The organism is Alistipes sp. An66, from assembly GCF_002161445.1.
Taxonomy (GTDB): Bacteria; Bacteroidota; Bacteroidia; order Bacteroidales; family Rikenellaceae; genus Alistipes; species Alistipes cottocaccae.
This window is the reverse complement of the sequence record NZ_NFHT01000002.1, coordinates 12,921-27,415: the sequence shown is the minus strand read 5'-3', so window position 1 is coordinate 27,415 and position 14,495 is coordinate 12,921. Positions and strand designations below refer to the sequence as shown.

The window sequence follows — 14,495 nt, the reverse complement described above, 5'->3', positions numbered from 1 at the left end:
CACTTTGTTCAACCTTCGCGCGTCTGCCCGTCGCCCGAGACGATGTACTTGTAGGTCGTCAGCTCTGGAAGCCCCATCGGACCGCGGGCGTGGAGTTTCTGCGTCGAGATCCCTACCTCGGCTCCGAATCCGAACTGTCCGCCGTCGGTGAAGGCCGTCGAGACGTTCACGTAGACGCACGCCGCATCGACCCGCCGCGTGAAGGCATCGGCCGCTGCCGCATCCTCGGTGACGATCGCCTCGCTGTGGCGCGACGAGTAGCGGGCGATGTGGGCCAGCGCCTCGTCGAGCGACGACACGCTCTTCACCGCCAGTTTGTAGTCCAGAAACTCCGTGCCGTAGTGCTCCTCCGCAGCCGGGACGAGCAGTCCGGCAGGGTAGTGGCCCGTCAGGGCGCCGAAGGCGTCGGCATCGGCGTAGATCGTGACCCGGTGCTCGGCCAGCGGGGTGCACAGTGCGGCGAGGTCGCCGAGCCGCGCGCGGTGGATGACGAGGCAGTCCAGGGCGTTGCAGACGCTCACGCGCCGCGTCTTGGCGTTGCAGATCACCGCGCGGCCCTTGTCGAGGTCGCCTGCGGCGTCGAAGTAGGTGTGCACGATCCCCGCGCCGGTCTCGATTACCGGGATTCGGGCGTGCTCCCGCACGAAGCGGATCAGCCCCGCACCGCCGCGCGGAATCACCACGTCGACGTAGCCCACGGCGTTCAGCAGTTCGCCCACCGCCGCGTGGTCCGAAGGCAGCAGCGTGAAGGCCGCCTCGTCGATCCCTTCGCGGCACAGCGCTTCGTGGAGGAGTTCCGCAAGCGCTTCGTTCGAGCGACGGGCGTCGCTGCCGCCCTTCAATACGCAGGCGTTGCCGGTCTTCATGCAGAGCGAGAAGATGTCGGCCGTGACGTTGGGCCGCGCCTCGCAGACCATTCCCACGACCCCGAACGGGACGCGCACCTTGCGGATCGTCATGCCGTTCGGACGTTGCCAGGCGGCGATCGTCTCGCCCTGCGGCGAGGGAAGCCCCGCGACGGACTCCATGTCCGACGCGATGGCGGCGATGCGTTGGGGCGTCAGCCGCAGGCGGTCGCACAGCGGCGAGGAGGGATCCATCGCCGCAAGGTCGGCGGCATTGGCCGCGAGGATGGTGTCGGTATGGGTGCGGAGCAGTCCGGCTGCCGTGCGGACGGCCTGCGAAAGCCGTTCGGCGGGTGTGTCGGCCAGAGCGGCGCCGGCCCGGCGGGCTGCCTCGAACAAGGCTCGGTAGTTTGTTTCCATGGGTCTATTCCAGATAAAGATAGTCGCAGTGAATCAGCGGTTTGAGGCCTTTGCGGCCCAGGTTGCGGCGTGCCGTGGCGCTGTCGCACGCGATGCGTCCCACGCCTAACAGGGACCCTTCGGGCGAGAGGATCCGCACGATGTCGTCGCGTTCGAACTCCCCCTCGACCGCCGTGACGCCCACGGCCAGCACGCTCGCCGCCTTGCTGCGGCTCACCGCCTCGGCGGCTCCGGCATCGAGACGCAGCGCCCCTTTGGCGAAACCCTCGCTGCTGGCGATCCACTTCTTGACGCCCGAGGCGGCTTTCGGCGCCGCTTCGAAGCGTGTGCAGACCACGTCGCGGTCGGTCAGCACGAGGTCCGTGAGGATCTCGTCGCGCCGTCCGTTGGCGATCACCACCTCGATTCCCTCGCCGGCCACGCGGCTCGAAATCCGGCTCTTGGAGGTCATGCCGCCGCGGCCGCGCGACGAGCGCGTCGTGTCGATGTATTGCGAGAGGTCGCGGCCCGGAGCCACGCGGCGGATTACCTGTGAGGCAGGGTCTGCGGGCGATCCGTCGTAGATGCCGTCGATGTTGCTCAAAATCAGCAGCGCGTCGACCCCCATCATCGCCGCCACGAGCCCCGACAGTTCGTCGTTGTCGGTGAACATCAATTCCGTCACGGAGATCGTGTCGTTCTCGTTCACGATCGGGATCACCCGCGCCGAGAGCATCGCCTCCATGCAGTTGCGCTGGTTGAGGTACTGGCGGCGCGTCGAGAGGCTCTCCTTCGTGGTGAGTACCTGTCCGCAGGCGATGCCGTATTCGTGGAAGAGGTCGTAGTAGCGGTTCAGGAGTTTCACCTGCCCGACGGCCGAGTAGAGCTGGCGGGCCGAAACCGTGTCGATGCGCCCGACGCGCGATTCGAGCAGGCTGCGCCCCGAAGCCACGGCTCCCGACGAGACGAGAATCACCTCCACGCCGGCACGGTGCAGGCGGGCGATCTGGTCCACGAGCGCCGAGATGCGCGTCGTGTCGGGGTGTCCGTCGTCGCGCGTCAGCACGTTGCTGCCGATCTTGATGACGATGCGGCGGTATTTTCCGTTGTGTGTCATATCTTAACCTTTCTAACCTGTTCGTTGTCCGGGACCGATCGTTTCCGGGCATGTCCGAAACTGATGCCGGGCGGATGCTCCGGGCCGTTTCTCCTTTCGGATTGTGCGGCGGCGGGATGCTCCGGGGCCGGCTCCTGTCTGGACGCTGCTTCCGGCGGGTTGCACGTGTCGCTCCCTGCCCCTCCCCGCGTGCTACGGCTCGTACTTGTAGCCCACGCCCTTGACCGTGACGATCCGCTCGTCGCCGATCTTCTGGCGCAGCTTCCGGATGTGCACGTCGATCGTGCGGTCGCCCACGACCACCTCCGTGCCCCAGATCTTCGCGTAGATCTCCTCCCGCGGGATCAGCTTCCCGGGCGACGAGCACAGCAGGTCCAGCAGTGCGAACTCCTTGCGCGGAAGGCTGATCTCCTCGCCGTCGCGGAGCACCATGTACCGCTCGCGGTCGACCGTGATGCCCGTCGAGGGGGCTTTCTCCGGGGCCGGATCGGCGTCGATCCGTTTCAGGATGGCCTGCACGCGGCTCACCAGCAGCTTCATCTTGATCGGCTTGGTGAGGTAGTCGTCGGCCCCCACGCCGAAGCCCGTCAGCTGCTGCTCCTCCTCGCCCAGCGCCGAGAGGAAGACCACCATCGTGTCTTTCAGAACCGGGTCCTCCCGGATTGCCCGGCAGGTCTGCGCCCCGTCCATCACCGGCATCATCATGTCCAGCAGAATCAGGTGCGGACGACATGCCGCGGCTGCTTGCAGCGCCTCGGCGCCGTTCTGGGCCGTGAAGACCTCGTATCCCTCGCGCACGAGGTTGTATCGGACGAATTCCAGAATGTCGACTTCGTCGTCGACCAGCAGGATGCGGTGGCTCATGGTTGCGGCGGTTGCAGGTTCGATGCTCCGGATGGTTCGGCGCCATTCGGATAACTTTGCGAAGATACGAATTTTCCCCCGAATTCGTGCATCTTTTTGCCGCTCTTTGCGTCGGAGCCCCGTGCTTTCGGAATTCGCATGCAGGGGCTTGCAGGTTTTCGCGATTTCTCTTTCGGGTTCCGCATAAAATGGTTATATTTGCGGGATTTATGTGCCCACCGCGTGGTGGGGAACCAAAAACTCTACTGTGATGGCTACTGAAAAACCGACACTTCCTGCTCCCGAAGAGCTTGTCAACCCCGTGGTTGAGGATGCGCAGGCGGCTCCCGCCGAGACCGCCGGACTCTCCGAATCCGAAACGAACGCCGCCGAAAACGCCCCCGAAACGGACGCTCCGACGACGGAGACCTCCGTATCCGCCGGGGCGACGTCCGATGCGGCGCCTGCGGGCGAAATCTCCGAAGCGGCCCCGGAGGCCGGGGAGACTCCGGCCGTGTCTGCCGGAGAGGAGCCTGCGAATGCGGAAACGGCGGAAGAGCCGGTTGCAGCCCCTGCGGAAATTGCTGCGGAGACGGCGGCCGTCACGGAAGAACCTGCTGCCGGGGTGAAGACCCCGCAGGCCGAAGCGGCCGTCGCAGAGCCCGCACCGCGCGCCCGGCGTGCCCGGATCGCCGTTGCGGCGCCCGTCGCCGATCCCGACTCCGAGGAGGACGAGAACGCTTCGGCCGTCGAGCAGGTGGATTTCGCCGATGAGGAGGCCGCACTGGCCGCCCACGACGCCGGACTCGAACTCGAAGGCGAGACCGACGAGGAGGCCGAAGCCGAACAGCTCGCCGAGTCCGAAAAGAACTCCTCCGAGGAGAAGTTCGTCGGCAGGGGCAAGGAGGAGCTGGTCGCCATGTTCGCGCAGATGCTCGAAGAGCAGCCCGTGCAGTCGATCCGCCGTGACGTCGAGGCGCTGAAAATCGCCTTCTACCGCGTCCGCCGCGCCGAGGTCGAGGCCGCACGCCGCCGGTTCATCGAGGAGGGCGGCGCCGAGGAGGATTTCGCTCCCGCGGTGGACGGCGCCGAAGTGCAGCTCAAAGAGCTCTTCAAGGAGTACCGCCGCCGTCGCGACGAATTCATCGCCAATCTCGAAGCCGAGAAGGAGGCCAATCTCAAAGTCAAGCAGCAGATCATCGAGGAACTCAAAGAGTTGGTCAACTCCGACGAGACGCTCAACCATACGTTCAACAAGTTCCGCGAACTCCAACAACGCTGGCGCGATACGGGACTCGTTCCCCAGCAGTATATCAAGGATCTGTGGGAGACCTACAACCTCCATGTCGAGAACTTCTACAACTTCATCAAGATCAACAAGGAACTCCGGGATCTCGATTTGAAGAAGAACTACGAGCAGAAGGTGGCCCTCTGCGAACAGGCCGAGGCACTGCTGCTCGAACCCTCCGTGGTCGAGGCCTTCCACAAGTTGCAGAAGCTCCACGACGAGTGGCGCGAGACGGGCCCTGTCGCCAATGAGTACAAGGAGGCGCTCTGGGAGCGTTTCAAGGCTGCGTCGAGCCGGATCAACAAACTGCATCAGGAGCACTTCGAGGCCCTGAAAGCCGAACAGCTGAAAAACCTCGAACTCAAAACCGGACTCTGCGAGGCCGCCGAGGAGCTCGTGGCGCAGCCCCTCACCACCCGCAAGGAGTGGAACCGCGCCAGCGACAAGCTGCTCGAAATCCAGAAGACCTGGAAGTCCATCGGCTTCGCACCCAAGAAGGACAACAACCGCATCTACGAACGCTTCCGCACGGCCTGCGACCGTTTCTTCGAAGCCAAACGGCAGTTCTATGCCGCGTTGAAGGTCGAGATGGAGCACAACCTCCAACTGAAAAACGAGATCTGCGAGGCCGCCGAGTCGCTCTCGGGCAGCGAGGAGTGGAAGAAGACGACCGATGAGCTCATCGCCCTGCAAGCCCGCTGGAAACAGATCGGAGCCGTGTCGCGGCGCCACTCCGATGCCGTATGGAAGCGTTTCCGCGCCGCCTGCGACAAGTTCTTCGAGCGCAAGGCCGCCCATTTCGCCGCCGTGGACGGCGAGTATGAGGAGAACCTCCGCCGGAAACTCGCCCTGCTCGACGAAATGGCCGCCGCCGATGTCCGCACCGGCGGTTACGAGGTGATCCGCGACTTCCAGCGCCGGTGGAGCGAGATCGGATTTGTGCCCATCAAGCAGAAGGAGACCATCCAGAAGAAGTACAAGGCGGCTGTCGACGAACTCTTCAACGTCCTGCGCGGTACGGAACGCGACCGTTCGATGGGCCGCTTCCGCGAGAAGATCTCCTCGATGAAGGGCTCCGGCGACCGCCGGCTCCGCTCCGAGCGCGAACGTCTCTACAACAAGGTCCGCCAGTTGGAGCAGGAGATCGCCCTGCTGGAAAACAACATCGGCTTCTTCGCCAAGTCGAAGAACGCCGAGTCGCTCGTGGCCGACGTGCGCGCCAAGATCGACCGTGCCCGCGAGGAGATGGCCGCAGCCATCGAGAAGGTGAAGCTCATCGACCGTCAGGAGTCCGATGAAAAGGAGAACGCCTGACGGAAACCGCGGGTGGGGGAGAATGACAGGGAGAGAACGACAGGGGGAGAATGACAGAGGGAGAATGACAGAGGGAGAATGAACAGGGAGAACGAACAGATACATTATAGAGACTGATTCTAAAAAACAGAAAAAAGGAATGAAATCTACCAGACCCAAGTACATATTCGTTACGGGCGGTGTCGCGTCGTCGCTCGGGAAGGGTATTATTTCCGCTTCGATCGCGCGGCTGTTGCAGGCGCGGGGCTATTCGGTGACCATCCAGAAGCTCGACCCCTACATCAACGTCGATCCCGGGACGCTCAACCCCTATGAGCACGGCGAGTGCTACGTCACCGAAGACGGTGCCGAAACCGACCTCGACCTCGGGCACTACGAGCGTTTCACGAACCATCCCACCTCGAAGGCCAACAACGTCACCACGGGACGCATCTACAAGAGTGTCATCGAGAAGGAGCGCAAGGGCGAGTACCTCGGAAAAACCGTTCAGGTAATCCCCCACATCACCGACGAGATCAAACGCCGCATCCAGCTGCTGGGTCAGACCAAGAAATACGACGTCATCATCACCGAAATCGGCGGTACGGTCGGCGACATCGAATCGCAGCCCTTCATCGAATCGGTGCGCCAGCTCCGCTACTCGCTCGGCTACAAGAATACGGCCCTCGTCCACCTGACGCTGATCCCCTATATGGCCGCGTCGGGCGAGATGAAGACCAAACCCACGCAGCACTCCGTCAAGGCGCTGCTCGAAAACGGCTTGCAGCCCGACATCCTCGTGCTGCGCGCCGAACATTCGCTCACCACGGCCCTCAAACGCAAGGTCGCGCTCTTCTGCAATGTCGACGCCAACGCCGTCATGGAGTCCATCGACGTCCCGACGATCTACGAGGTCCCCTTGAAGATGCACGAACAGCACCTCGACGAGGTGGTCCTCGACAAGCTGAACCTCCCGGCCGACAAGGAACCCGACATGACCGCATGGAGCGCCTTCGTCGACAAGATCAAACACCCCGCCAACAAGATCGACATCGCCCTCGTCGGCAAATATACCGAACTCCACGACGCCTACAAGTCGATCAGCGAGTCGTTCATCCACGCCGGGGCGGTCAACGACTGCAAGGTCAGGCTGCACTACGTCAACTCCGAGAAGATCACTGCCGAGAATGTCGCCGCACAGCTCGGCAAGATGGCCGGCATCCTGGTCGCTCCGGGATTCGGGAACCGCGGTATCGAGGGCAAGATCGAAGCCGTGCGTTTCGCGCGTGAGAACGGCATTCCCTTCCTCGGCATCTGCCTCGGCATGCAGTGCGCCGTGATCGAGTTCGCGCGCAACGTGCTCGGCCTCGCCGACGCCAATTCCAGCGAGATGGAGCAGACGGCAAATCCCGTCATCGACCTCATGGAGGAGCAGAAGGGCGTTACCGCCAAAGGCGGTACGATGCGTCTGGGAGCCTATCCCTGTACGCTCAAAAAGGGATCGAAGGTCGCCGCGGCCTACGGGAAACTCAACATCTCGGAGCGCCACCGCCACCGTTACGAGTTCAACAACGACTATCTGGAACAGTTCGAGGCCGCAGGCATGAAGGCCGTGGGCGTGAACCCCGACACGAACCTCGTCGAGGTGATCGAGATCGAGAACCATCCCTGGTTCGTCGGAACGCAGTACCACCCCGAGTACAAGAGCACCGTGTTGAGCCCGTCGCCGCTGTTCGTGGCCTTCGTCAAGGCAGCCATGGAGCACAACGGAAAATAGAGTGTCCGGCGTCTCCCGCAGACTGATTACTCATTGAATACAAGTTATATTGTTTGATGGATAAAAAATCGATTCTCGGTATTGCCATTGTGGCGGTTCTCTTCATCGGATTCGCCTATTTCAGCAATAAGGAACAAAAGAAATTTCAAGAGCAGAAGGCCATTTACGACGCCTATATGGACTCCGTGGCGAGGGCTGCGCGTCCGGTGGCGGAGGTTGACTCGCTGGCGTCGGATGCGGTGCTGGCCGATCCGGCCGATGCCGACTCGCTGGCTTCGGTGGCCCGTCAGCGCCAGGTCGAAACCCTGGGCGAGACGCTGACGGCTGCCCGGGAGGCCGATCCCGAGTACTTTACGGTCGAGAACGACGTGATGACGGTGACCTTCTCGACGCTCGGCGGCCAGATTGTCGACGTGACGCTCAAAGACTACACCCGATACGCCCCGCGCGGCGAACGGAACCAGCTCGTCCAGCTCATGGATCCGGCGTCGGCACGCTTCAACCTCTCGTTCTTCGTCAAGAACGGCCTGCGCAACGTCCCCGTCAACACGATGGAGTACGTCTTCACGGCCGAGCCCGTCGCGACGCTGGACGACGGCGTGAAGCAGGTCGTGATGCGTCTGCCGGTCTCCGGCGACGCCGCGTTGGAGTACCGCTACCTGATCCACGACTCGAAGACCCCGCAGCAGGACTACCTGGTCGATTTCGACGTGCGGATGGTGAACATGGCCCGCGAGATGGCCAACCAGACCCAGATCCAGATCGACTGGTCGAACACCTCCTTCCAGAACGAAAAGGGCTTCAAGAACGAAAACATGTACACCACGCTGGCCTACCGTTTCCCGGGCGAAAGCTCGATCGAGGAGCTGGGCATGAGCGAGGAGTCCAAGTCGAAGGAGGTCTCCACGCAGGTCAACTGGGTGGCTTTCAAGCAGCAGTTCTTCTCGTCGGTCTTCATCGCCCCGGAGAATGTCACCTATGCCAACATGCGCTTCGATACGGCTGCGCCGGAGTCGTCGCTGCTCAAATCCTTCTCGGCACAGATGGCCGTGCCCTACACGCCGCAGACCGAAAAGTATGACTTCGCCTTCTACTTCGGTCCCAACAAGTACTCGATCCTCAAAAAGGTCGAGTTCCCGGCCGGCGACGACATCCACCTCGAACGCCTCGTGCCGCTCGGGTGGGGGATCTTCGGATGGGTCAACCGCTGGTGCGTGATTCCGGTCTTCGATTTCCTGCGCAACTACATTTCCAGCTTCGGCATCATCATCCTGATTCTGGTGATCCTGGTCAAGCTGGTGATCTCGCCCCTGACCTACAAGAGCTACGTCTCGATGGCCAAGATGCGGCTGATCAAGCCCCAGGTCGACGAGCTCAACAAGAAATATCCCAAGCAGGAGGATGCCATGAAGCGCCAGCAGGCCACGATGGAGCTCTACAAGAAGGCCGGCATCAATCCGATGGGCGGCTGCATCCCGATGCTGATCCAGCTGCCGATCCTGATCGCCATGTTCCGCTTCTTCCCGGCGTCGATCGAGCTGCGCGGACAGTCGTTCCTCTGGGCCGACGACCTCTCGTCGTACGACAGCGTGCTGAACCTGCCCTTCTCGATCCCCTTCTACGGTGACCATGTCTCGCTGTTCGCCCTGCTGATGGCCGTGTCGCTGTTCGGCTACTCGTGGTTCAGCTACCAGCAGACCTCCTCGTCGCAACCCCAGATGGCCGGCATGAAGTTCATGATGGTCTATCTGATGCCGATCATGATGCTCCTCTGGTTCAACAGCTATTCGAGCGGTCTGTGCTACTACTACCTCCTCTCGAACCTCTTCACCATCGGGCAGACGCTCGTCATCCGGCGCATGGTCGACGACGAGAAGATCCACGCCATCATGCAGGCCAATGCCGCCCGGAAGTCGAAGGGCAAGAAGTCGAAATTCCAGCAGCGCTACGAGGAGCTGCTCCGGCAGCAGGAGGCCCAGCAGCGCGCCAAACGCAAGTAGCGGTCGCGAAGCCGCGGCGCCGGAAGCCGTGGAGCCGCGAAACGATGCTGAATCTTGCGGATCGGTTCCGGCTGTCGGACCGGTCGATACGGAAAATCCCCACCCTGGCCAGGGTGGGGATTTTCCATTCGGCGGGGTGCGCCGATTATTCGCCGAAACCGATCGAGAAGAAAGTCAACGCATCGGGCAGCACCTTCTGCCAGTAGCGCCACGAGTGGCCGCCGTCCCGCATCCGGTATTGGATCGGAACGTTGCGTTCGCGCATCAGCGCGTAGAAGTCCAGGTTGCAGCGCCACAGAAAATCGTCATCGCCGCAGTCCACCCACCAGCGGACCGTGCGCACGGCTTCCAACTCGGCGTCGGACATCCCCCGCAGCCGTGCGACCGGGGAGTTCTCCACGACGGAACGCTGGAAGTCGTTGTCGTAGTTGCGCGGACTCGGGAAGATGTCCAGCAGCCCGCTCATCGTGCAGGCCGATCCGAAGAGCTCCGGATGCCGCAGGGCATAGACCGCCGTGCCGCCTCCGCCCATCGAAAGCCCCGCAATGGCGCGGTGCCGTTTGTCTCCGAGGATCCGGTAGCGCTGCTCCATCTCCGGCAGAAGTTCCTCGAAGAAGAAGCGTTCGTAGGGCCAGCCCGGCACGTCGAAATATCCCATGTGGATGCCCGTGTGGTTCTCGCCCTCGCCCGAGGCGTCGGGCATGACGATCACCATCGGCGCGGCCAGCCCCGCGGCGAATGCCTCGTCGGCGATCTGCTGCATGTTGCCCTTCTCGACCCATGCCGTATGGGTGTCGCTGGCGCCGTGCAGCAGGTAGAGCACCGGGTAGCGGCGCGTCGTGTCGCGGTCGTAGCCGTCGGGCAGATAGACCGTACAGCTCTTGTCGGCGTTGAGCAGCTCGCTGTGGAGCGTGACGGTTTCCAGACGGCTCCGGGCCGTCAGCGGGGCGGCAAGGCACAGCGTTGCCGCAAGGATCAGCAGGTGTTTCATGGGTTGGTGTGTGTTGGGTCGGTAGCAGTCGGTGTCCCGCGGGTCGGCCGCCGGAATGCCGGGGTTTTCGTGGTGCCGCACGGGTCGGCCGCCGGAACGCCGGGATTTTCGTGGTACCGCGGCGGGGCTTGGGCGGTCGGCGCCTATTCGACGTAGAGGACCAGCCCTTTGAGGTATTCGCCCTCGGGATGGTAGATGTTGATCGGGTGGTCGGCGGGCTGCGTCAGCTGGTGCAGGATCCGCACCTTCCGGCCGGCGATTGCCGCTGCCGAGAAGACCGTCGTGCGGAACAACTCCTTCGATACGGCCTGCGAGCACGAGAAGGTGAAGAGGATCCCGCCCGGGCGGATCTGCGACAGCGCGCGGGCGTTGAGCCGCCGGTAGCCCTGCATGGCGTTGCTCAACACCTTGTGGTGCTTGGCGAAGGCCGGCGGGTCGAGGATGATCAGGTCGTAGCGGTCGCCGATCTCTTTCAGGTACTCCACGGCGTCGGCCGCGATCTCCGTATGGTTCGCCGTATCGCCGAAATTCAGTTTCATGTTCTCCGTGGCCAGCTCCACGGCGCGCTCCGAGGAGTCCACCGAGACGACCTCCTTTGCGCCGCCCGAGAGGGCGTAGACCGAGAAGCCGCCCGTATAGCAGAACGTATTGAGCACCGTGCGCCCTGCGGCGTAGCGTTTCACCAGTTCGCGGTTCTCCCGCTGGTCGAGGAAGAAGCCCGTCTTCTGCCCCTCCTCCCAGTTGACGAGAAACCTCTCCCCGTGTTCGAGGACCACTTGCGAGGCGCGCTCCGCATGGCCCCGGAGGTAGCCGTCCACGGCCCCCAGGTCGGCCTTGTAGGGGAGCGTCTGCGACGACTTGTCGTAGATCGCCGTCAGCCGTTCGCCGTAGGTCGCACGCAGCGCCGCGGCGATCTCCTGCCGCGAGCGGTACATCCCCACCGAGTGGCACTGGATGACGGCCGTCGTGCCGTAGATGTCCACCACCAGTCCCGGCAGCGAATCCCCTTCGCCGTGCACGAGCCGATAGCAGGTCGTTGCCGGGTCGTCCGTAAGCCCCAGCGTGCGGCGCACGTCGTGGGCCACGGCGATGCGCCGGTTCCACCACGCCTGGTCGATCGCTTCGCGCTCGAACGACAGCACACGGACGGCGATCGAGCCGATCTGGTAGTGTCCCTGGGCGATGAAATCCCCCGAACGGCTGTACACCTCGACGAGCGCACCCTCGGCGAAGTCCGACTCCTCCTCGGCCCGGATGTGGTCGATGGCCCCCGAGAAGATCCACGGGTGGCGGCGCAGGAGCGACTCCTCCTTGCCTTTGCGAAGAATGATTTGCGGTATCATGGGCGTAGCGGTTTTTGCGGGGTGCGGAGCAGGCGTTCGTAGATGCGGATGCAGACCCAGGCATCCGTCGCGGCGTAGAGCTGCTGCTTGTCGGTGAGCGTCGCGGCCTCCCAGTTGCTCAATCGCTGGGCCTTCGAGACGCGTTGTCCCAGCACGATGGCCGAGAGTTTGCGCAGGCTCTTCTCTTCGATGCCCCATTGCGGGGCGATGGCTTGCAGGTCGACGAACCCCGCGTCGCGGAAGTGCCGGATCTGGCGCAGCGACCGGAGGTCGCCGGCGACGTCCGCACCGATTTTCCGGATCTTCGGATCTTCGAGCAGCCGCAGGATCGGGCGCCCCAGCGGGATCCGGTTCAGCCGGAACAGGAAGCAGACCGTCGGCGTCGAGAGTTGCAGCAACGACACGCGGAACGTAACTCCCGGACGGAACGACGGGCGGGTTTCGGTGTCGAATCCGATGACGGGCTCCGACGCGAGGGCCTTGCAGGCCTCGGCGATGTCGCGCTCGTGGTCGACGATGCGGATTTCGCCCCCGAACTCGATGGCCGGCAGAGCGGCCGCCTCTTCGTTGCTGATTTTGTCCGTAAAGTTGTTGACTGTGGTCATCCCGATGTGAATGTTCCTGCAAAATTACGGAATAATTTTCAATATCCCGCCCTTGTCGCCGACGATTTTGCCCTCTTCGAGCAATTCGCGGACGACGCGGGCCAGCCGTTCCGGCGTACAGGAACATCCGGCGGCAAGTTCCCGCGGATCGGCCGGCGAGGCGGCCAGACGCCGCAGCACCGTATTCCGGAGGTCGAGGTCGGATTCCTTCTTCGGGGCGGCTTCCGCCGGCTGCGGGGCCGCATCCGACGCATGTTCTGCCGCCCGTGCGGCCCGTTTCCGGGCCAGGCACACGTCGCAGATCCCGCACGGTGTCGGCGTCTCGCTCCCGAAGTAGCGTTCCAGCACCGTACTCCGGCACTCCTCCTCGTTGGCGGCGTAGGCGAGCATCCGCTCGAAGCGCTCGCGCATCAGCTCCTGACGTCGGCGGTAGGTCTCCGGCGCAATGTAGAGGTCGGCGCGCGGCAGCCGCTCCTCGTTCATGAAGAGGATCGGCGAGCGGTTCGACGGGATGTAGCGGATCACGCGCAGCTGCCAGAGCTGTTTGAGCAGCTCCTTCACACGCTCCACCGAGTAGCCGCTCCACGTTGCGAGTTCTCCTTCGTCGATGGGGCGGAAATCGGAGAAAACGCCGTTGTAGAGCCGCAGCAGCGTGCGGATGAAGTGGTCCAGGTCGTCGCGTTTCACGCGCAGCTTGTAGAGCTCGTCGCGGCTCACGCAGAACATCACCCGCGCCGGATTGTCCTGTGCGTCGGTGAGCGTCATGTAGCCATTCTGTTGGAGCAGTTTCAGGGCGCTCTGCACGCTCCCCGGATAGAGGTGCTCGCGGGCGCAGAAGTCCGAAAGGTTGAACAGGTAGGCATTCTCGCCCCCTTCGCCGATTCCGATTTGCAGGTAGGAGCAGATCCGTTCGTAGATCTCCTTGATCCGGTCCAGCGGCGGGAACTCCTGTTCGAAGCGCCGCACGATGCGCCCCTCGTCGTCGGAGGCCACCAGCAGCAGCGCATAGGCCCGTTTTCCGTCGCGCCCGGCGCGCCCCGCCTCCTGATAGTAGTTTTCCAGCGAGTCGCACATCGTGTAGTGCACCACGAACCGCACGTCGGGCTTGTCGATCCCCATGCCGAAGGCGTTCGTCGCCGCCATCACCCGCACCTTGCCTGCGAGCCACTCCTCCTGACGCAGCGCGCGCTCGGCATGTCCCAGTCCGCCGTGGTAGGCTGCCGCCGGAACCCCCTCCGTGCGCAGAAACTCCGCGAGTTGTTCGGCGCCGTCGCGCGTCCGCGTGTAGACGATTCCCGATCCGGGGACGTTGTGCAGCAGGCGCAGCAGCTGACCCTCCTTGTCGTCCGTGCGGCGGACGCTGTATGAGAGGTTGGGCCGGGCGAAACTGCTCCGCACGATGTGCGGCTCGGGGAATTTCAGGTGACGCATGATGTCCTCGGCCACGGGCTGCGTCGCCGAGGCCGTGAGCGCCAGCACCGGAACCCCCGGCAGGCGTTCGCGCAGCTCCGCGATCCGCAGGTACGAGGGCCGGAAGTCGTAGCCCCACTGCGAGATGCAGTGCGCCTCGTCGACGGCGATCAGCGAGACGTTCATCCGCACGACCCGCAGCCGGAAGGCTTCGGTCGCCAGCCGCTCGGGCGCCACGTAGAGGAACTTCACGTCGCCGTAGACGCAGTTGTCCAGTGCGATGTCGATCTGCCGCGTCGAGAGCCCCGAGTGGATTGCCGTGGCCCGGATGCCGAGCCGCCGCAGCCGGTCGACCTGGTCTTTCATCAGGGCGATGAGCGGCGTGACGACGATGCACAACCCGTCGCGGGCCATCGTCGGGACCTGGTAGGTCAGCGACTTCCCGCCGCCGGTCGGCATCAGCGCCAGCGTGTCGCGTCCGTCGAGCACCGCGCGGATGATCTCCTCCTGCGTGGAGCGGAACGTCGTGAAGCCCCACCAGCGGCGCAGCACCTCGTAAATATGCCCGTTTGCGGATTCCATAT

Annotated in this window: 10 protein-coding genes; 3 read left to right on the top strand and 7 right to left on the bottom strand. The window is 63.6% G+C overall.

The features are described 5' to 3' along the window. Positions 1-8 precede the first annotated feature (8 nt). The 3 genes from B5G16_RS01920 to B5G16_RS01910 all read right to left on the bottom strand — a co-directional run bounded on the left by B5G16_RS01920 (position 9) and on the right by B5G16_RS01910 (position 3,225). Positions 9-1,265 (bottom strand): glutamate-5-semialdehyde dehydrogenase, encoded by a 1,257-nt coding sequence (locus B5G16_RS01920; protein WP_087260565.1) that lies wholly within the window; start codon positions 1,263-1,265, stop codon positions 9-11. 4 nt (positions 1,266-1,269) lie between these two features. Beyond that, positions 1,270-2,361, bottom strand: coding sequence for a glutamate 5-kinase (gene proB / locus B5G16_RS01915; protein WP_087260563.1), 1,092 nt, complete (start codon positions 2,359-2,361; stop codon positions 1,270-1,272). A 192-nt stretch (positions 2,362-2,553) separates the two neighbouring features. Next, positions 2,554-3,225: a response regulator transcription factor gene (locus B5G16_RS01910; protein ID WP_087260561.1), complete on the bottom strand. Its 672-nt coding sequence runs from the start codon at positions 3,223-3,225 to the stop codon at positions 2,554-2,556. Between the two features lie 250 nt (positions 3,226-3,475). On the opposite strand from B5G16_RS01910, the gene B5G16_RS01905 reads away from it, so the two are divergent. The 3 genes from B5G16_RS01905 (at position 3,476) to yidC (ending at position 9,562) form a co-directional block, all read left to right on the top strand. Continuing rightward, positions 3,476-5,806: a DUF349 domain-containing protein gene (locus B5G16_RS01905; RefSeq protein WP_087260560.1), complete on the top strand. Its 2,331-nt coding sequence runs from the start codon at positions 3,476-3,478 to the stop codon at positions 5,804-5,806. 139 nt (positions 5,807-5,945) lie between these two features. Then, positions 5,946-7,562, top strand: coding sequence for a CTP synthase (locus B5G16_RS01900; protein ID WP_087260558.1), 1,617 nt, complete (start codon positions 5,946-5,948; stop codon positions 7,560-7,562). A gap of 56 nt (positions 7,563-7,618) precedes the next feature. Beyond that, entirely contained in the window at positions 7,619-9,562 is a 1,944-nt protein-coding gene (gene yidC / locus B5G16_RS01895) for a membrane protein insertase YidC (protein ID WP_087260556.1), read from the top strand. A gap of 145 nt (positions 9,563-9,707) precedes the next feature. Here the strand turns inward: yidC and B5G16_RS01890 are convergent, their stop codons facing one another. From B5G16_RS01890 to B5G16_RS01875, 4 genes are all read right to left on the bottom strand, one after another. After that, positions 9,708-10,553 carry an alpha/beta hydrolase gene (locus B5G16_RS01890; RefSeq protein ID WP_087260925.1) on the bottom strand — a complete coding sequence of 282 codons (846 nt, stop codon included), beginning with the start codon at positions 10,551-10,553 and terminating at the stop codon, positions 9,708-9,710. A gap of 143 nt (positions 10,554-10,696) precedes the next feature. After that, complete coding sequence (locus tag B5G16_RS01885) at positions 10,697-11,896, bottom strand: class I SAM-dependent rRNA methyltransferase (RefSeq protein ID WP_087260554.1); 1,200 nt, start codon at positions 11,894-11,896, stop codon at positions 10,697-10,699. Further along, positions 11,893-12,501 carry a 3'-5' exonuclease gene (locus tag B5G16_RS01880; RefSeq protein WP_087260552.1) on the bottom strand — a complete coding sequence of 203 codons (609 nt, stop codon included), beginning with the start codon at positions 12,499-12,501 and terminating at the stop codon, positions 11,893-11,895. Before B5G16_RS01880 ends, B5G16_RS01885 begins: the two co-directional genes overlap by 4 nt. Positions 12,502-12,525: 24 nt before the next feature. Beyond that, positions 12,526-14,493, bottom strand: a complete 1,968-nt coding sequence (locus B5G16_RS01875; protein ID WP_087260550.1) for a RecQ family ATP-dependent DNA helicase — start codon at positions 14,491-14,493, stop codon at positions 12,526-12,528. Positions 14,494-14,495: the final 2 nt, after the last annotated feature.

Bases quoted from the DNA above. Each gene is read 5' to 3' on its own strand.
- B5G16_RS01920 (WP_087260565.1), bottom strand. From the start codon at position 1,265: ATGGAAACAAACTACCGAGCCTTGTTCGAGGCAGCCCGCCGGGCCGGC.
- proB (WP_087260563.1), bottom strand. From the start codon at position 2,361: ATGACACACAACGGAAAATACCGCCGCATCGTCATCAAGATCGGCAGC.
- B5G16_RS01910 (WP_087260561.1), bottom strand. From the start codon at position 3,225: ATGAGCCACCGCATCCTGCTGGTCGACGACGAAGTCGACATTCTGGAA.
- B5G16_RS01905 (WP_087260560.1), top strand. From the start codon at position 3,476: ATGGCTACTGAAAAACCGACACTTCCTGCTCCCGAAGAGCTTGTCAAC.
- B5G16_RS01900 (WP_087260558.1), top strand. From the start codon at position 5,946: ATGAAATCTACCAGACCCAAGTACATATTCGTTACGGGCGGTGTCGCG.
- yidC (WP_087260556.1), top strand. From the start codon at position 7,619: ATGGATAAAAAATCGATTCTCGGTATTGCCATTGTGGCGGTTCTCTTC.
- B5G16_RS01890 (WP_087260925.1), bottom strand. From the start codon at position 10,553: ATGAAACACCTGCTGATCCTTGCGGCAACGCTGTGCCTTGCCGCCCCG.
- B5G16_RS01885 (WP_087260554.1), bottom strand. From the start codon at position 11,896: ATGATACCGCAAATCATTCTTCGCAAAGGCAAGGAGGAGTCGCTCCTG.
- B5G16_RS01880 (WP_087260552.1), bottom strand. From the start codon at position 12,501: ATGACCACAGTCAACAACTTTACGGACAAAATCAGCAACGAAGAGGCG.
- B5G16_RS01875 (WP_087260550.1), bottom strand. From the start codon at position 14,493: ATGGAATCCGCAAACGGGCATATTTACGAGGTGCTGCGCCGCTGGTGG.